The 18,528-nt window shown below is 71.9% G+C and carries 14 protein-coding genes; 13 read left to right on the forward strand and 1 reads right to left on the reverse strand.

Going from position 1 to position 18,528, the window contains the following annotated elements:
- The first annotated feature begins 133 nt into the window (after window positions 1–133).
- The 4 genes from IE251_RS25235 to IE251_RS25250 are packed head-to-tail and all read left to right on the forward strand — an operon-like array spanning window position 134 to window position 4,315.
- Window positions 134–1,450, forward strand: a complete 1,317-nt coding sequence (locus IE251_RS25235; protein WP_189755286.1) for an ABC transporter substrate-binding protein — start codon at window positions 134–136, stop codon at window positions 1,448–1,450.
- Window positions 1,447–2,385, forward strand: coding sequence for a carbohydrate ABC transporter permease (locus IE251_RS25240; protein ID WP_189755287.1), 939 nt, complete (start codon window positions 1,447–1,449; stop codon window positions 2,383–2,385). Before IE251_RS25235 ends, IE251_RS25240 begins: the two co-directional genes overlap by 4 nt.
- Window positions 2,382–3,287, forward strand: a complete 906-nt coding sequence (locus IE251_RS25245; RefSeq protein ID WP_189755288.1) for a carbohydrate ABC transporter permease — start codon at window positions 2,382–2,384, stop codon at window positions 3,285–3,287. The genes IE251_RS25240 and IE251_RS25245 overlap by 4 nt, the downstream gene beginning before the upstream one ends.
- Window positions 3,284–4,315 (forward strand): LacI family DNA-binding transcriptional regulator, encoded by a 1,032-nt coding sequence (locus IE251_RS25250; RefSeq protein WP_189755289.1) that lies wholly within the window; start codon window positions 3,284–3,286, stop codon window positions 4,313–4,315. The genes IE251_RS25245 and IE251_RS25250 overlap by 4 nt, the downstream gene beginning before the upstream one ends.
- Before the next feature lie 531 nt (window positions 4,316–4,846).
- Here IE251_RS25250 and IE251_RS25255 read toward each other — a convergent pair.
- The gene (locus IE251_RS25255) at window positions 4,847–5,824 is read right to left on the reverse strand and encodes a TauD/TfdA dioxygenase family protein (protein WP_189755290.1); all 978 of its coding nucleotides are present in this window, start codon (window positions 5,822–5,824) and stop codon (window positions 4,847–4,849) included.
- Window positions 5,825–6,352: 528 nt separating this feature from the next.
- On the opposite strand from IE251_RS25255, the gene IE251_RS25260 reads away from it, so the two are divergent.
- The 9 genes from IE251_RS25260 to IE251_RS25295 all read left to right on the forward strand — a co-directional run bounded on the left by IE251_RS25260 (window position 6,353) and on the right by IE251_RS25295 (window position 18,378).
- The gene (locus IE251_RS25260; protein WP_189755291.1) at window positions 6,353–7,597 is read left to right on the forward strand and encodes an ROK family transcriptional regulator; all 1,245 of its coding nucleotides are present in this window, start codon (window positions 6,353–6,355) and stop codon (window positions 7,595–7,597) included.
- Window positions 7,598–7,646: 49 nt separating this feature from the next.
- The gene (locus IE251_RS42175; protein WP_350966838.1) at window positions 7,647–7,730 is read left to right on the forward strand and encodes a putative leader peptide; all 84 of its coding nucleotides are present in this window, start codon (window positions 7,647–7,649) and stop codon (window positions 7,728–7,730) included.
- Window positions 7,731–8,029: 299 nt separating this feature from the next.
- Entirely contained in the window at window positions 8,030–9,622 is a 1,593-nt protein-coding gene (locus IE251_RS25265) for an ABC transporter substrate-binding protein (protein WP_189755292.1), read from the forward strand.
- A 2-nt stretch (window positions 9,623–9,624) separates the two neighbouring features.
- Window positions 9,625–10,569 (forward strand): ABC transporter permease, encoded by a 945-nt coding sequence (locus IE251_RS25270; protein ID WP_189755293.1) that lies wholly within the window; start codon window positions 9,625–9,627, stop codon window positions 10,567–10,569.
- Between the two features lie 4 nt (window positions 10,570–10,573).
- The gene (locus IE251_RS25275; protein WP_189755294.1) at window positions 10,574–11,437 is read left to right on the forward strand and encodes an ABC transporter permease; all 864 of its coding nucleotides are present in this window, start codon (window positions 10,574–10,576) and stop codon (window positions 11,435–11,437) included.
- The gene (locus IE251_RS25280; protein ID WP_189755295.1) at window positions 11,434–13,308 is read left to right on the forward strand and encodes a dipeptide ABC transporter ATP-binding protein; all 1,875 of its coding nucleotides are present in this window, start codon (window positions 11,434–11,436) and stop codon (window positions 13,306–13,308) included. The genes IE251_RS25275 and IE251_RS25280 overlap by 4 nt, the downstream gene beginning before the upstream one ends.
- A complete protein-coding gene (locus IE251_RS25285) occupies window positions 13,305–14,234 on the forward strand; it encodes a formylglycine-generating enzyme family protein (protein ID WP_373302046.1) in 930 nt (309 codons plus the stop codon). Before IE251_RS25280 ends, IE251_RS25285 begins: the two co-directional genes overlap by 4 nt.
- Window positions 14,231–16,069 (forward strand): sulfatase, encoded by a 1,839-nt coding sequence (locus IE251_RS25290; protein ID WP_189755296.1) that lies wholly within the window; start codon window positions 14,231–14,233, stop codon window positions 16,067–16,069. The genes IE251_RS25285 and IE251_RS25290 overlap by 4 nt, the downstream gene beginning before the upstream one ends.
- A complete protein-coding gene (locus IE251_RS25295; RefSeq protein ID WP_189755297.1) occupies window positions 16,066–18,378 on the forward strand; it encodes an arylsulfatase in 2,313 nt (770 codons plus the stop codon). Before IE251_RS25290 ends, IE251_RS25295 begins: the two co-directional genes overlap by 4 nt.
- Window positions 18,379–18,528: the final 150 nt, after the last annotated feature.

The raw sequence follows: 18,528 nt of genomic DNA on the forward strand, positions 1-18,528 counted from the left end.
GTTTCTCTACTGTGAACGCTCACAGAAGCATGGCAGGGGCTCCCGGCAGGCGGGCGTCCGCGTCATGTGAGCGTGCACACAACTGCATGACGGGGCCCCGCAGCGGGCGGGGACCCGGGTCAGGGGAGAAACCATGCCGCACACGAAGCGCCGTCGCCTCGTGACAACCGCCGTCGCCGTGTCGCTCGGCGCCACCGCCCTCGCCGCCTGTGGGTCCGGGGACGACAGCAAGGCCGAGTCGGGTCCCGTGTCGCTGACGTACTGGACCTGGACACCCGGCATGGACAAGGTCGTCGACCTGTGGAACAAGGGGCCGGGGAAGAAGGAGCAGATCACCGTCACGGTGAAGAAGCAGGCGTCCGGCGACACGCTGGTCACCAAGATCCTCACCGCGCACAAGGCGAAGAAGGCCCCCGACCTGGTGCAGGCCGAGTACCAGGCGCTGCCGACCCTGGTCAGCAACGACGCCCTGGCCGATGTGTCCGAGGACGTCGACGACGTCAAGGACAAGTTCGCCGAGGGTGTCTGGCAGCAGACCACGCTCGGCACCGAGGCCGTCTACGCGGTGCCGCAGGACATCGGCCCGATGATGTTCTACTACCGCGAGGACCTCTTCAAGCAGTACGGCCTCAAGGTCCCCACCACCTGGGAGCAGTTCGCCGAGACCGCCCGGCAGCTGAAGAAGAAGGCCCCCGACAAGGACCTGACCACCTTCTCCGCCAACGACTCCGGTCTCTTCGCGGGCCTCGCCCAGCAGGCCGGCGCCAAGTGGTGGAGCACCTCCGGCGACAAGTGGAAGGTCGGCATCGACGACGCGGCCACCCGGAAGGTCGCCGAGTTCTGGGGCGGCCTGGTCGAGGAGGGCGCCATCGACAACCAGCCGATGTACACCCCGTCCTGGAACAAGGCGTTGAACACGGGCAAGCAGATCGCCTGGGTGAGCGCCGTGTGGGCGCCCGGCACGCTGACCACGGCGGCACCGGACACCAAGGGCAAGTGGGCCATGGCCCCGCTCCCCCAGTGGTCGGCGGACAAGGACGTCACCGGCAGCTGGGGCGGCTCCTCCACGGCCGTCACCACCGACTCCGCGCACAAGGAGGCCGCCGCGAAGTTCGCGGTCTGGCTGAACACCGACCACGACGCCCTGAACGCGCTGGCCAAGGAGGGCGGCATCTACCCGGCGTCCACCTCCGCCCAGCTCAGCGGCGCCTTCTCCAACCCGCCGGCGTACTTCTCCAACCAGCCGGACTTCTACACCAAGGCCGCTGGCATAGCGAAGACCACCGCGCCCGCCTCCTGGGGCCCGAACGTGAACGTCGCCTACACGTCCTTCAAGGACGCCTTCGGCGCCGCCGCCAAGAACAAGTCGGACTTCACCGCCGCCCTGAGGAAGATGCAGGACGACACGGTCGCCGACATGAAGAAGCAGGGCTTCGGGGTCTCCCGGTGAGCAGCCCGACCAGCCGGAGGGGGTACGGGGTCAAGGCGGCCCCCTACACCTTCCTCCTCCCCGCCACGGTCCTGTTCGCCCTCTTCTTCGCGCTGCCCATCGGCTACGCGGTGTGGCTCAGCTTCCGCAAGGTGCACGTCTCCGGGCTCGGCCTGGGCTCGGGCGCCCGGCGGGAGGTCTGGGCCGGCTTCGAGAACTACCGCGCTGCCCTCCAGGACAGCGAGCTGCTGCACGGCGCGCTGCGCGTGCTCGGCTACGGCTGCATCGTCGTCCCGGTGATGCTCGGCCTCGCCCTGCTGTTCGCGCTGATGCTGGACTCCGAAAAGGTGCGGCTCGCCCCGTTCACCCGGCTCGCGATCTTCCTGCCGTACGCCATCCCCGGTGTGGTGGCCGCGCTGCTGTGGGGCTTTCTGTACCTGCCGGACGTCAGCCCGTTCTACTTCGTGCTCGACAAGCTGGGTCTGCCGCAGCCGGACCTGCTGGACGGCGGTCCGCTCTATCTCGCCCTGTCGAACATCGCGGTCTGGGGCGGCACCGGCTTCAACATGATCGTCATCTACACCTCGCTCAGGTCGATCCCGGCCGAGGTGTACGAGGCGGCGCGGCTGGACGGCGCCACCCCGCTGCAGATCGCGCTGCGGATCAAGATCCCGATGGTGGCGCCCTCGCTGGTGCTGACCTTCTTCTTCTCGATCATCGCGACGCTCCAGGTGTTCAACGAGCCGACCACCCTGAAGCCGCTCACCAACTCGGTCAACACGACCTGGAGTCCGCTGATGAAGGTGTACCAGGACGCCTTCGGCCGCAACGACATGTACTCGGCGGCGGCCGAGGCGACGCTGATCGCCGTGGTCACGCTGCTGCTGTCGTTCGGGTTCCTGCGGGCCTCCAACCGCCGCGACAAGCGGGAAGCCAGTCAAGGAGGGGCGCGATGAGTGCTCTTGCCGTCCACGATGCGGCCCCGGCCGCCGGCACCACTCCGGGTACGGCGCGGCGCCCTCCGCTGCGGCGCCGGATCGCGCTGGTGCCGACGCTCACGCTGCTGCTCGGCGCGGTCTACACGCTGCTGCCGGTCGCCTGGGTGGTGATCGCGTCCACCAAGTCCGGGCACGAGCTGTTCTCCACGTTCACCTTCCTGCCCGGCACCGGTTTCGCCGACAACATCAGGGATCTCGACGCCTACCGGGGCGGGGTCTACTGGACCTGGATGGGCAACTCCGCGCTGTACGCCGGTCTGGGCGCCCTGCTGTCCACCGCAGTGTCGGCGTTCAGCGGCTACGCGCTCGCCACGTACCGCTTCCGGGGCCGCGAGACGATGTTCAACGTGCTGCTCGCGGGCGTGCTGATGCCGCCGGTGATCCTCGCGATCCCGCAGTACCTGCTGCTGGCGAAGGCCGACCTCACGGACTCCTACCTGTCCGTGCTGCTGCCGCAGATCCTCTCCCCGTACGGGGTCTACCTGGCCCGGATCTACGCGTCCGCCGCCGTGCCGGCCGACGTGGTGGAGGCCGGGCGGATGGACGGGGCGAGCGAGTGGCGGATCTTCACCCGGATCGCGCTGCCGATGATGATCCCCGGCATGGTGACGGTGTTCCTGTTCCAGTTCGTCGCGGTCTGGAACAACTTCCTGCTGCCGTACATCATGCTCAGCGACGACGAGAAGTTCCCGCTGACGCTGGGCCTTTACACGCTGCTGGAGCAGGGGGCGAACACACCCGCGCTGTACACGCTGGTGATCACCGGCGCGTTCCTCGCGGTGCTTCCGCTGATCGCGCTGTTCCTGGTCATCCAGCGGTTCTGGAGCCTGGATCTGCTGTCCGGGGCCGTAAAGTCATGACCATGAGCAATACGGGGGGCCGGCGCAGGGCACCGACGATCCACGACGTGGCGCGCGAGGCCGGGGTCTCGCGCGGCACCGTCTCGCGGGTGCTCAACGGCGGGCACTATGTGAGCCCCGCCGCCCAGGAGGCGGTCAACGCCGCGATCCGCAAGACCGGGTACGTCGTGAACCGGCACGCCCGTTCGCTGATAACGGGGCGTTCGGACTCGGTCGGCTTCCTGCTGACCGAGCCGCAGGAGCGGTTCTTCGAGGACCCGAACTTCAACGTCCTGCTGCGCGGCTGCACCCAGGCGCTGGCCGCGCACGACATCCCGCTGCTGCTGATGCTGGCGGGCACGCGGGACGAACGGCGCCGGATCACGCGGTACATCACCGCCGGGCACGTCGACGGGGTGCTGCTGGTCTCCAGCCACTCCGGCGACCCGGTCGCCGAGGAGCTGCGCGCGGCGGGGGTGCCGCTGGTCGCCTGCGGCAAGCCGATCGGCCTCGGCTCGAAGGTGAGTTACGTCGCCGCCGACGACCGGGACGGCGCCCGGGACATGGTGCGGCACCTGCTGTCGCTGGGGCGGCGCCGGATCGGTGTGGTCACCGGTCCGCCGGACACCCCGGGTGGTGTGGAGCGGCTCGCCGGGTACCGGGAGGTGCTCGCCGAGGCGGGCCTGCCGGCCGACGAGCGGCTCGTCGTCTCCGGCGACTACAGCCGTGCGAGCGGTGAGGCGGGCGCGGAGCGGCTGCTGGAGCGGGCGCCGGACATGGACGCCGTGTTCGTCGCCTCCGATCTGATGGCGCAGGGCGTGCTGGCGGCGCTGCACCGGGCCGGGAAGCGGGTGCCGGAGGACATCGCCGTAGGCGGTTTCGACGACTCCCCGGCGGCGACCGCCGCCACTCCGGCGCTCACCACCATCCGGCAGCCGTGGGACCGGATCAGCAACGAGATGGTGCGGGTGCTGCTCGCCCAGCTGGGCGGTGAGGATCCGGCGGCGGTGATCCTGCCCACGGAACTGGTGCGGCGCGAGTCCGCTTAGAGGTCCTGACCAAGGCGTCGGACATCGCGGAAGACGCCCGGGCCGTTGCCGTGCCCCCCCGCCTCGTGCGGCCATGACCGTCGGATCCCGCGCTGCCGCGGCAGGCGGCGGTGCGCCGGGCCACGGGGCGGGCGATGGGACAGGCTCGCCCCGAGGACGGATGCGGGTGGCGGAGCGCCGGGGGCCGCCGGAGCCCGGAAGCGGACTGTACGACGGGCCGGCGTCGCCGCGGCGTCGGCGTCAGAGCCGCTGGTGGCCGCACCGTATCCCCCCTCCCACGGCACCGAGCGGGGCAGGGTGCCGGGGCTGCGCTGCGGGACGGGCGGGGCCGGTGCGATCTCCGGGCTGGCCCCCTCCACCAGGGCCGGCGCACACACCGGGTCGGGGGTGGTCGCGTGCTCGACGAGCGTGCCCTCGCGGGCCAGCCGGTCGAACCCGGGAGCCCCCCCCGCCCGGTTGCCGTGCGCGCCCGTGGTGTCCCAGCGCTGCCGGCCGGTGAGGACCACGATCACGTGGGGACGACGGGCACGGTCATGCGGTGGCGGCCCCCGCGGTCGGGACGCCCGACGCGTCCGACGTGCTCGACGCACCCGACGCGACGCCGAACGCCGGGTCCGGCACCGACTCCGGGGACAGCAGCACGGAGGACCGGCCGTCGACGCCGACCGGGACGTCACCGTCGATGGTGACCCGGCGCAGTTTGCGCTCGTGGTCGTCGGAGTCGTCCACCCCGTAGTGCTGCGTCGCCCGGTTGTCCCAGATGGCGACGTCGCCGGCCTGCCACTGCCAGCGGACGGTGTTCTCGGGCCGCTCGACGTGGGACTGGAAGAGCTGGAACAGGGCACGCGAGTCCGGCGCGGTCAGCCCCTTGATGCGCTGGACGAAGTTGCCGAGCAGCAGGACCCGCTCCCCGGTCTCCGGGTGGACGCGCACGACGGGATGCTCCGTGAGGAACTTCGTCGAGGTGAACACCTCGCGGAACCGGGCCAACTGCTCGGGCAGCGCGTCGGGGCGCAGCGCGGCGTAGTCGTAGTCGTTGGAGTGCACGGCGCGCAGTTCGTCGGCGAGGCGGCGCAGCGGCTGAGGCAGCCCGGCGTACGCGGTCGCGGTGTTGGCCCACAGGGTGTTGCCGCCGTACGGGGGCACGACCAGGGCGCGCAGGATGGAGAAGGCCGGGTACGCGGGGACGAAGGTCACGTCGCTGTGCCACTGGTTGGCGCGGCCGCCGTGGTCGGAGTCGATCGGGAAGGAGTAGCGGCCGTCGGCGGAGGGAACGGTCGGGTGGGCGACCGGCGTGCCGAGCAGACGGCCGAAGGCCTCGTGCTGCTCCTCGTCCAGGTGGTCCTGGCCGCGGAAGAAGACGACCTTGTGCTCGAGCAGGGCCGCGCGGATCTGCGCCACGGTGTCCGCGGGCAGGTCGCCGCCGAGACGGACGCCGGTGAGGACCGCGCCGAGGCGGCCGCCGACCTTCTGCACGGTGACGGCGGGGGCCGGGGCTGTGGTGGTCATGTGTGCTTCCTTCCGTGGACACAAGCAACGCACTCGGCTTGTGTGGGGTTAATTCCTGAGGGGAAGTAATTGAGGTGAGGCAGGGACCGGGCCCGGAAACCGCGCGGCCGAGGCGGATGCCGGACGACGTGAGGATCGGGGGCGCGCGGTTGCCATGACGACGGTGGCGGCGGCGCGAACCCGCGGCGCGGGACGCTCGGTTCAGGCGCCGGCGGCAGCCCGGCAAAGGCCCGGACAGAGCGCCGGGGCGGCGGTGCCGAGCCGCGACTGGCAAGCGGCCGAGGTGAGCATGTCCCGGAGACTGGCAGGGCCCCGCGAGGCTCGTCAAGGACGGGGACCGAGCCCCGGACCCTGTCCCGGGGTGCTTCAATTCCCCCTGCACGGCATCTGGCCGTCGGCCCGGAAACCCGTTCTGACCAGGAGAGTTGAGGCGCCGAACGGCAGGGACCGGCGCCTTGGCACCCGCTCCGCGGGACGGCCCGTGATCGGCTTCGGGATTTCATGTCCCCGCAACGTGGAGAGGCAACGATGACGTCCACCCCCCACCCGCACAGAATGGTCGGCGACGGCCGGCGCGAGGCGAACGCGGCTCTCGTGCTGCGCACGGTCCTCGATCACGGCCCGGTCGCCCGCAGCGCCGTCGCCCGGCTCTCGGGACTCAGCCCGGCCGCCGTGTCCCGGCAGGCCACCGACTTGACACGCGCGGGGCTGCTGCGCGAACTGCCCGACCTCGTCGAGGGCCGGGGGGTAGGACGCCCGCAGATCCCGATGGACCTGCACCTCGGTGCGGTCGGCGGGCCGGTGGCCGGCGGCGTGCACCTGGGCGTGCCCGCGTCGACGCTGGGCTTGGTCGATCTGCGGGGCAGGGTGATCGCCCGGCGCTTGGTCCGACACGACGGACTGGACCGGGAGCTGCTACCGGCCACCATCACCGCCGAGCTGCGCGCCTTCCTCGCCGAACACGTCGGCCCGCGGCCCCTGCTGGGAGTCGGCGCGGCGCTGGGCGGCTGGATCGACCCGGTGCGGGGATCGGTCGTCCGGCACGAGGCGCTCGGGTGGCGGCGCCGCCCGCTAGCCGGGGAACTCGCCGAGGGCCTGGGCGGTGTGCCCGTGCGGATCGACAACCACGCGCGTGCCATCGCCCAGTCGGAGATCCTGTTCGGCAGGCCGGCCGCACGGCGCAGTCTCGTCCACCTCTTCGTCGGCAACGTCGTGGACGCGGCCCTGGGCATCGCGGGCGTGGTGCACCAAGGGCCGGGTTCGGCGGCGGGCGACGTCGCGCACCTGCCCGTGCCCGACTCCACCGCCCCGTGCCCGTGCGGCCGTTCGGGTTGTCTGGAGGCGACCGCGTCGAACACCGCCGTCGCGGCGACCGCGGCGCGCCGGGGAATCGTGCCGGAACCCGACATCTTCCTGGTCGTGGACGCGGCGGCGGCCGGTGACCGGCGCGCGGACCGGCTGCTGCGGGAACGGGCCCGGGCGGTGGGCAGGGCGGTCGCCCTCCTGCTCGACGTCGTCAACCCGGACCTGGTGGTCGTCACCGAGCACGCCAGCGTCCTAAACGCCGAGTACCTGGAGGAGATCCGGGGCGCCGCCGTCGATCTCTCGTCCGTCTGCGACGACCCGGAGCGCATTGTCAGCCCCCACGCGGGCCCGGCCACGCTGCCCGTCGCGGCCGGCACCGTCCTGCTGAATCCGCTGTTCAGGGCCCCGCTGAGGACGATGGAAGAGCGGGCGGGGGGCGAAGCGGAAGGACTGACACCGTCTCACTGAACGGACAGCGCCGTTGACCGCCGGACGACGCCACTGTCATATTGCTGGCGTGCATCCGGACAAGCGCCTCGTCTCCCGCAGGCATGTCGACTTGTGTCGACAGGCCAGCGCGGTCTGTGCCGTTCTCGTCTGATCACCTCGCCCGCGAGCGGACCAGGTCTCTCCACCGATGCCTCCGCCTCGCCCACGCATCTCCCTCTTGATACGCGCCGACAAACGCTGACCACGCCGATACGCGCCGACAACGCGGCTCCGCGCTGACAGCGAGGACGTGCGCGCTCTCGCGCCGAACCGTCAGCCGCTTGCACGGCCTCGCGGCCATGAATTCCGATCGCAGCGGAAGTAATGGCCCGCGACGTCGGGCGCGCGGCGCCGTTCTCCGCGTCCCGTCGTCACCTCATCGTCCCTCGAATCGTCACAGGCAGGCATCCGATGACCGAGTCGTACCCTTCCCCGGCCGCCCCACCCTCCCGGCGGACCGCCCTGCGTGCCGCCGGCGGTGGCACCCTGCTCCTCGGGCTGGGACTGGCGGGCTGCCGCTCGGCCGTCTCCGCGTCGGAGTCCGCAGAGAAGGGGGGCGCCGCCGAGCCGAGGCGGGGCGGCACGGTGAGCGTCGCCATCAACAGCGACTTCACCCCCAGCCTCCTGTTCGCCCAGAGCGGCCAGTCCCTCCAGCACCGCCTCGTCTACAACACGCTGACCCGCTACGACGACGAGCTGACACCGCGGCCCGAACTGGCGACCTCCTGGCACTACGCGGAGGACGGCCGCAGCATCACCCTCGAACTGCGCTCCGGTGTGACCTTCCACGACGGCCGGCCGTTCACCGCCGACGATGTCATCTTCGCCGTGAAGAACCTCCAGAACCCCGCCAGGGCGGCCCAGTTGAGGGCGACGGCGGGCGTGATCACCGGTTTCGAGAAGCAGGGCGACCACAGGCTGGTGCTCAAGCTGGCCCACCGCGTCAACAATCTCTTCGACCTCTTCGAGTTCATGATCATCACTGATCGGAACTCCGTCGAGGAGGCGCTGAAGGGAACCAGGCTCAACGGCACCGGGCCGTTCCGGCTGACCAAGTGGAGCCCGGGCTCCGGACTGAGCTTCACCCGCAACGACGCCTACTGGCAGCCGGGCCGCCCCTACCTCGACGCCGTCGAGTTCCGCGTGATCCCGCAGGCCGACGCCCTCGTCTCCTCCTTGCGCACGGGTCAGTCGCAGCTCACGTTCCAGGTTCCGGGCAGGAACCTCGCCGTCGTCAAGAGCAGTCCCGGCCTCACCGTCACCGAGTACGACACGGGCGGCGGAGCCCAGTACCTCGGCGTCAACACCACGGTCGCCCCGCTCGACGACCGCACCGTCCGGCAGGCCCTCGCCCTCGCCGTCGACCGCGACCGCATCCTGAAGCAGACCCTCGGCGGCTACGGACTCGCCTCGGCGGCCCCCTGGCCGAAGTCGTCGCCCGCCTTCACCGAGGCCGGCCGCACCCACTACGGGCACGACCCCGCGAAGGCGCGCGAACTGCTGCGGTCCGCCGGACACACCCGCCTCGACCTTCCCCTGCTGCACCTCGGTCTGCCCGGGGACACCGCCGTCGCCGAGTCCCTCCAGTACGACCTGAAGCAGGTGGGCGTCCACGTGACCCTCCGGCCCACCGACCCGGCCACGGCGCAGAAGGACCTCATCTCCCAGAAGATGCCCGCGCTGTGGACGATGAGCCACGGGTTCGCCCAGGTCCAGCCGTCGACCCTCGCGGTCAGCGCCTATCCCTTCAACGAGGCCAAGAACACCTCGAAATACCGGTCGGCGAAGTACACCCGGGTCGTCCGCGAGGCGTGGACGAGTCCCGCCACAGGCGCCGCGGCGAACGCGCTGCACCGCGAGATCTCCGACATCCTCCTCGACGAGGCGTTCATCATCGACCTCGTCATCCGCGGCAACGTCCAGGTCGCCGCCAAGGACCTGCACGGCGTCACGCTCAACAAGTTCGCCTACCTCAACCTCGACAACGCCTACCTGGCGGCCTGAGCATGGGCATCCGACTGCTGCGGCGGCTCCCGTCCGCCCTCCTCGTCCTCCTCGTCGCCTCCTTCGTGATCTTCTCGATCCTCCGCCTGGTGCCGGGTGATCCCGCGACCTCCCTCGCCGGACCGGACGCCGGTCCCGAGACCGTCGCCGCCATCCGGGACCGCCTCGGCCTGGACGAACCCCTGCCCCTCCAGTACGTCCACTGGATCGGCGGCCTCCTCACCGGCGACCTCGGCCCCTCGTACGCAATCGGCGGCCAGACCGCCGACCTCATCGGCGACGGCCTCGGTGCGACGGTCGAACTCACCCTGGGCGCCCTGCTGTTCGTCGTCGTCCTCGGCACCGCGTTCGGGGTGCTCGGTGCCACCGCACGCCGCGGCTGGGTACGCGCCACGGTCCGGGTCCTGACGACCGGGGCGCTGGCCGTGCCGCCGTTCGTCACCGGCGTCCTTCTCGTGCTGCTGTTCGCGGTGGTGCTGAAGGTCCTGCCGTCCGGCGGCCGGGTCTCCGTCCTGACCGCCCCCGACCTGGGCGTGCAGTACCTGCTGCTGCCCGCGCTGTGCCTGGCGCTGCCCAGCGCCGCGATCCTCGGCCGCTACCTGAAGGACGGCATCGAGCGCGCCCTCGCCGAGGACTACGTGCGCACGGCCACCGCGGCGGGCGTCCATCCGCGCCGGCTGCTGTGGCGCCACGCCCTGCCCAACGCGCTCCCGCCCGTCGTCACCCTGCTCGGCATGCAGACCGGCCACCTGCTGGGCGGCGCCGTGCTCGTCGAGGCCATCTTCGCCTGGCCCGGCCTCGGCCAGCTCGCCGAACAGGGCCTCACCCGCCGGGACTACCCGGTCGTCCAGGACCTGCTGCTGCTCCTGGTGACCGTCTTCGTCCTCGTCCAGTTGATCACCGATCTCGTCCATGCCTGGCTCGACCCCCGGATCAGGTGGGAGTGACCCCATGACCGCCATCACCCTCCCGGCCCCCGGGAAACCCGCCCGCAGGAGCCCGCGCCACCCCTACCGGGCCGCGCTGGCCTCCGCCAGGGGCCGCGTCGGCCTCGCCCTGGTCCTGCCCGTCGTGCTCGCCGGGGTCCTCGCCCCGCTGCTCGCCGGGCACAGTCCGACCGACCAGTCCGACCTGTCCCTGGCGGCCCCCGGCACCCCGGGGCACCTCCTGGGCACCGACGACCTCGGCCGCGACCTGCTCGCCCGCCTGGTCTACGGCATCCGCGCCGACCTGGGCATCATCGCCCTCGCGGTGCCCCTCGGGGCGCTTCTGGGCTGCCTGTTCGCGCTGCTCGCCGCGACCCACCCGGCCGTGGACACCGCCGTCCAGCGGGCCTTCGACCTCGTCCTCGCCTTCCCCGGGCTGATCCTCGCCCTCGCCGTCACCGCCATCCTCGGCCCCGGCCGCCTGCCCGTCGTCCTGGTCATCGCCCTCGCCGAGATCCCCGCCTTCGGACGGCTTCTGCGCACCGGCATCCTGGTCGAGCGGGAACGCGAGTACGCCACGGCCGCCCGGGTCGGCGGCGCCTCCCCGGCCCGTGTCCTGACCCGGCACATCCTGCCCAACGCCGTGGACCCGCTCGTCGTGCAGATCGCCGTCTCGCTGACCGTCGCGGTCTTCATCGAGGGCGCGATGAGCTTCCTCGGCGTCGGTGTCCGCCCCCCGCAGCCCACCCTGGGCGCCGTGCTGAGCCAGTCGATGCCCTACCTCGCCGACGCGCCGCACTTCGCCGCCGGCCCTCTGATCACCGTGACCGCGCTCGTCCTCGGCCTGTCCCTGATCGCCGAGGCACTGAACCGGGAGATACGCCGATGACCGCCTCCGCGCTGCTCGAAGTACGCGGCCTGGACGTCGAGTTCACCGCACCCGACGGCACTCTCACCCGCGCCGTGCGGGACGTGTCCTTCACCCTGGACCGGGGCGAGACCCTGGCCGTCGTCGGGGAGTCCGGCTCCGGCAAGTCCACCACCGCCCTCGCCCTGCTGCGGATGCTGCCCGGCACCGGCCGCGTCGCCCGCGGCTCCGTCCTGCTGGACGGACAGGACCTCGCGGCCGCCGACGAGGCCGAGCTCCGGCGGGTCCGGGGCGCCCGCATCGGCATGGTCTTCCAGGACCCGATGACGGCCCTGAACCCGGTACTCACCGCGGGCGCCCACCTGGACGAGGTGCTGCGCGCCCACGGCGGCCGCGACAAGGCGGCCCGCCTCGCCCGAGCCGTGGAACTCCTCGACCTGGTCGGCATCCCGGATCCGGAACGCCGCCTGGACGACCATCCGCACCGCTTCTCCGGCGGGCAGCGCCAGCGCATCCTGATCGCCATGGCCCTGGCAGGCGAACCGGACGTCCTGGTCGCCGACGAGCCCACCACCGCCCTCGACGCCACCGTCCAGGACCAGATCCTCACCCTGCTCGGCGACCTCAACCGCCGCACCGGCACCGCCCTGGTCCTCATCACCCACAACATGGGCGTCGTGGCCCGCGCCTGCGAACGGGTCCTCGTGATGTACGGCGGCACCGTCGTCGAGGACGGTCCCACCGCCGAGGTCCTCACCCGCCCGCGGCACCCCTACACCGCCGGCCTGCTCGCCGCGGTGCCCCGCCTCTCCGCACCGTCCGGCACGCGCCTGGCCGGCATCCCCGGTGCCCCGCCCGACCTCTCGGTCCTCACCGACGGCTGCGCCTTCGCCGACCGCTGCGCCTTCACCGAAGACCGCTGCCGCACCGTCACCCCACCGCTGGTCACCCTCACGACGCGGGCCGCGTCCGGAGAGGGCACGGTACGGGTGGCCTGCCCACCCGCGACGAGCCGGTCCGCGCCGCTGCCCGCCGCGCCCCCGCCCGCCCGGATCGACCGGCCCCGCCCCGGCGCCGTGGTCCTGGAGGCCGTGGGACTGCGCAAGACCTACCGGGGCCGCGGTCTGCGCGGCCGTCCGCTGACCGCGCTGGACGACGTCTCCCTGACCCTGGCCGCCGGCGAGACCCTCGGCATCGTCGGCGAATCCGGCTCCGGCAAGTCCACCCTCGCCCGCGTGCTCGCCCACGCGCACCCGAGCGACTCGGGCACCCTGCGCCTGGACGGCGTGGACATCAGCCGCCCCTCCCGCCGCGAACTGCACACCGTACGGCGCCGCATCCAGATGGTCTTCCAGGACCCGTACGCCTCCCTCAACCCCCGCATGACCGCCGGCCAGATCATCGCCGAGCCGCTGCACGCCTTCGGCATCGGCGACCGGAGCCGGCGCGCACAGCGGGTCGAGGAACTCCTGCTGCTCGTCGGACTCGACCCGTCCGCGGCCGACCGCCGCCCGCGGTCCTTCTCCGGCGGCCAGCGCCAGCGCATCGGCATCGCGCGCGCCCTCGCCCCCGAACCGTCCGTCCTCATCTGCGACGAGCCCGTCTCCGCGCTCGACGTCTCCGTCCAGGCCCAGATCGTGGGCCTGCTCACCGACCTGCAACGCGATCTCGGGCTCTCCCTCGTCTTCATCGCCCACGACCTCGCCGTGGTACGGCAGGTCAGTCACCGCATCGCCGTCATGCACCGGGGGCGCATAGTGGAGACCGGCAGCGCCGACGAGGTGTGCGAGAACCCGGCCGACCCCTACACCCGCGCCCTGCTCGCCGCCGCCCCCGACCCCGTCCCGCCGGCGCGCCACCGCGAGCCCCGCTCCACGCAGGTGCCCGCGTGAGTGGCTGCTGCGCCCCCGGCCGCCCTTGCGGCGGCGGAGCGGGACCGTTCACCGGGCTGCTTCCTCTGCCGCGGGCGCGCCGCGCCGCGCACCCCGCCCTGGTGGAGCTGCCCGGCGGCACCTTCCTGCGCGGCGACGCCTTCGGCGAGGGCTACCACGCCGACCGCGAGGGCCCGGTCCGCGAAGTGAGCGTCGCACCGTTCGCCATCGACGCCACCGCCGTCACCAACGCCCAGTACGCGGCCTTCGTCGAGGCCACCGGCCACCGCACCGACGCCGAGCGCTTCGGGTCGTCGTACGTCTTCCATCTCCTGCTCCACCCCGCCGCCGAGCGCCACGTCCTCGGCCGTGTCCCGGGAGCACCCTGGTGGCTCGGCGTCACGGGAGCGTCCTGGCACGCCCCCGAGGGCCCCGGCTCCGACCTCGACGGCCGCGCCGACCACCCGGTGGTGCACGTCTCCCACCACGACGCCCTGGCGTACTGCGCCTGGGCGGGGCTGCGGCTGCCCACGGAGGACGAGTGGGAGTACGCCGCGCGCGGCGGCCTGCAAGGCGCCCGCTATCCGTGGGGGAACGACTTCACGCCGGGCGGGCGGGAAATGTGCAACACCTGGCGAGGACACTTTCCCCACCGCTCCGACCGGCCCGGCGGCAGCACCGGCACCATGCCCGTCACCGCCTACGAACCCAACGGGTTCGGCCTGTACAACACCTCCGGCAACGTGTGGGAGTGGGTCCAGGACACCCACGGCACCGGCGAACGGGTCATCCGCGGCGGCTCCTACCTCTGCCACGCCTCCTACTGCAACCGCTACCGGGTCGCCGCCCGCTCCCACAACACCCCCGACTCCTCCACCGGCCACGGCGGCTTCCGCTGCGCCCGCGACACGGAGCCGGCCGCACCGGAAGGACGTACCAGCCCGTGAAGGCCGTCATGGTGATGTTCGACAGCCTCAACCGGCACATGCTGCCGCCCTACGGTGGGCCCGAGTGGGTCCACGCCCCGAACTTCGCCCGCCTCGCCGCCCGCACCGTCACCTACGACACCTGCTACGCCGGCTCGATGCCCTGCATGCCCGCCCGCCGCGAACTGCACACCGGCCGCCACAACTTCCTGCACCGCGGCTGGGGCCCGCTCGAACCGTTCGACGACTCCATGCCCGAACTGCTGAAACAGAACGGCGTCCACACCCACCTGGTCAGCGACCACCAGCACTACTGGGAAGACGGCGGCGCCACCTACCACGGCCGCTACAGCACCTGGGAGTTCTTCCGCGGCCAGGAGGGCGACCCGTGGAAGGGCCACGTCGCCGACCCGCGCCCGCCCGAGGACCTGCGCGCCGGCCGGGGCGAGCTGTGGCGCCAGGACTGGGTCAACCGGCAGTACCTCGGCAGCGAGGCCGAGCAGCCGCAGACCCTCACCTTCGACGCGGGACTGGAGTTCCTGAGCGTCAACCACGCCGAGGACGACTGGTTCCTGCAGATCGAGACGTTCGACCCGCACGAGCCCTTCTTCACCCAGGCCCACTACAAGGACCTCTACCCCCACGACTACGACGGCCCCCACTTCGACTGGCCCGACTACAACCGGGTCACCGAGACACCGGAACAGGTCGAGCACGCCCGCTACGAGTACGCGGCGCTGCTGTCCATGTGCGACCACTCGCTCGGCCGGGTCCTGGACGCCATGGACACCCACGGCCTGTGGGACGACACCCTGCTGATCGTCTGCACCGACCACGGCTTCCTGCTGGGTGAGAAGGGCTGGTGGGCGAAGGTGGTCCAGCCCTGGTACGAGGAGCTGGTCCACACCCCGCTCTTCGTGCACGACCCGCGCCGCCCGGACCGCGCCGGCACCCACGACGCCACCCTCGTCCAGACCATCGACATCGCACCGACCCTGCTGGAGTACTTCGGCGTCGACCGCACGCCCGACATGCAGGGGCGTCCCCTGGGCGGGACGGACGGGACGGTCGGCGCCGGTACCGGCCGGACCTCCGCCCTGTTCGGCATGTTCGGCGGCCATGTGAACATCACCGACGGCCGCTACGTCTACATGCGCGCCTGCCACGACGACACCAACCTGCCCCTCAACGAGCACACCCTGATGCCCACCCGCATCCGCGGCCGCTTCACCCCGCAGGAACTCGCCGGCATCTCCCTCGCGGAACCCTTCTCCTTCACCAAAGGGGTGCGGACCGTCCGGGTCCCCGCGCCCGCGCCGGCGCTCCTCGGCCCGCAGCGGTTCGGCACCCTGCTCTTCGACCTCGCGACCGACCCGCACCAGGAACGGCCGATCGTGGACGGCGCCGTCGAACTGCGCATGATCCGGCTCCTGGTCGAGCAGTTGCGCGCCAATGACGCCCCGCGCGACCAGTACGAACGCCTCGGTCTTCCGCACGAGCCGGACTCCGTCGACGAGGGGCACCTGCTGGTGGCGGCACAACGCGAGCGGGCGGATGCCGCGCGCGAACCGGCCGCCCGCGCCGACGAGTTCCCCGAGGGCATCCTGAACCTGCGCACCCCGCTCGCCCGGCTGCTGGCCGAACCGGCGGCGGCCGACGCCGTGCGCCGCATCGTGCCGGGACTGCTCGACACCGAGCTGCTCACCCTGCGCGGCGGCGGCACCCTCCTGCACATCGCCGCGTTCACCGGCCGGCCGGGCCGCGCACAACTCACCGAGCTGGCCGGAGAACTGGCACGCCTCTTCCCGGCCCCCCACACCGACAGCACCGCCGACGACGCGGAGGTCCCCGCATGAGCAGCGCCACCCGACGCGACCCGTACGAGGGTTTCCCCGGCCACGTCGGCCGGACCTTCGCCGAGTCCGAACCGGCCTGGCCCGCACCCGCCCGCACCGGGAAGGCACCGAACATCGTCGTCGTCCTCGTCGACGACATGGGGTACAGCGACATAGGCCCGTTCGGCTCGGAGATCCCCACGCCCGTCCTCGACCGCCTCGCCGACGGCGGAGTACGGCTGACCAACTACCACACCATGCCGCTGTGCTCCCCGGCACGAGCGGCGCTGCTCACGGGCCTCAACCCGCACCGCGTCGGCTACGCCATGGTCGCCAACTCCGACCCGGGCTTCCCCGGATACGGCATGCAGATCGCCGACGACATCCCCACCCTCGCCGAACTGCTCCACGACGCCGGATACGCCACCTACGCCGTCGGCAAGTGGCACCTGGTGCGCGACTCCGCGTCCAACGCGGCGAACGACCGCGCCGGCTGGCCCCTCCAGAAGGGCTTCGACCAGTACTACGGCGTACTGGAGGGCTTGACCAGCCTCTTCCACCCGCACCAACTCGTCCGGGACAACAGCCCGCTCGACATCGACGAGTTCCCCGACGACTACTACTACACCGACGACATCACGGACCAGGCGATCGCCATGGTCAAGTCACTGCGCGCCCACGACCAGGACAAGCCCTTCCTCCTGTACCTCGCCCACAACGCCGTCCACGGGCCGCTCCAGGCCAAGGCCGAGGACATCGACCGCCACCGCGGACGCTACGACGACGGCTGGGACGCGTTGCGCGAACGGCGCTTCGCCGCCCAGAAGGCCGCCGGCCTCTTCCCGCCCGGCACGGAACTGCCCGCCCGCAACAGCGAGGCCGGCCTCGACGTACCGGCCTGGGAAGACCTCACCGAGGAGCAGCGCCGGCTCTACGCCCGTTACATGGAGGTGTACGCGGCGCTCGTCGACAACATCGACCAGAACCTCGGCCGCCTCACCGACACTCTCGACGCGCTCGGGGAACTCGACAACACCATCATCGTCTTCACCTCCGACAACGGTGGGACCGGAGAGGGCGGCGCCGAGGGCACCCGCTCCTACTTCAGCCGCTTCGTCCACCACCCGGGGCTGCCGGACGACTGGACGCCCGACGTCGACCGCGACCCGGAGCTGATCGGCGGCCCCCGCAGCCTCGTCCACTACCCGCGAGGCTGGGGCATGGCCTCCAACACGCCGTTCCGCCTCTACAAGGGCCACACCTACGCCGGCGGCGTACGCGTCCCGTTCCTGCTGTCCTGGCCCGACGGGGCCCGGGAAGGACGGCTCGCACCGGGCCTGCGCCCGCAGTACCAGTACGTCACCGACATCGCACCCACTCTCCTGGAACTGGCCGGACTGCGACGCCCGGACACCCGGCGCGGCCTCACCCTCCAGGAACCGGACGGCACGAGCTTCGCCCCCGTCCTGTCCGACGCCGCCCACGACTCCACCCACCACGAGCAGTACTGCGAGATGAGCGGCAACCGCAGCCACTACCGCGACGGCCACAAACTCGTCACGCTGCACCGGCCCGGCACGCCTTACGACGACTCCGAATGGGCGCTGTACGACATCCGCACCGACCCCACCGAGATCCACGACCTCGCCGCCGAGCGCCCGGACCTCGTCAAGGAACTGTCGGCGGCCTGGGAGGAGGCGGCCTGGCGCAACGGCGTCTTCCCGCTGCCGGACGGCAGTGGGGCCCTCGCCCGCCGCAACCCCGCCGAACAAGGGCTCGCCCGGCCGCTCACCCTGCTGCCCGGCACGCCGGAACTGGAGCGCTACCGCTCCTCCCGGCTGATCTCCCTGCGGTCCTTCGACATCGAGGTCCTGCTCGACGAGACCGGCGAAGGCGTCCTCGTCTCCCACGGCGACCAGGGCGGCGGCTACAGCCTGTACGTCGAGGAAGGACGGCTGCGCCTCGCCTACAACGAGTATGGCGTCCTGCACGAGACGGACGCCGGTCCCCTGGCGACGGGTGCGCACCACGTCCTGCTGAGCGCCACCGCCGAGGAGGGCCTGCGCTGGCGGTTCACGCTGGTCGTCGACGGGACCGAACGGGCCGTGTCCGACAGCGTGCACCAGCTCATCGGCATGGCCCCCTTCCAGGGCATCAGCATCGGCGTCGACCGCAAGTCGCCCGTCTCCTGGCCCCTGTACGAACGCCACCGCACGTTCCGTTTCACCGGGCGGCTGAGGTCGGTGACGTACCGGCCCGGACCGCCGGGCCCCGACTCCCCGGAAGCGGTGGCCACCGCGCTCCGCGAGGCGGCGTCCGCGTTCGAGTGAGCAGGGCGGCAACCGGGAAGAGCGTGCTCGACCCCTCCCTGCCACACCCGATGGTTATGTCGTGAGCATGGCAAGTATGTTGATGGTTCGTCAACTGCCTTGTGAGCGGCGCCTGTTGTCGGCGACTCTTGATCACGGCCCGAGCGGGAC

Source organism: Streptomyces eurythermus (genome assembly GCF_014649115.1).
Taxonomy (GTDB): Bacteria; Actinomycetota; Actinomycetes; order Streptomycetales; family Streptomycetaceae; genus Streptomyces; species Streptomyces eurythermus.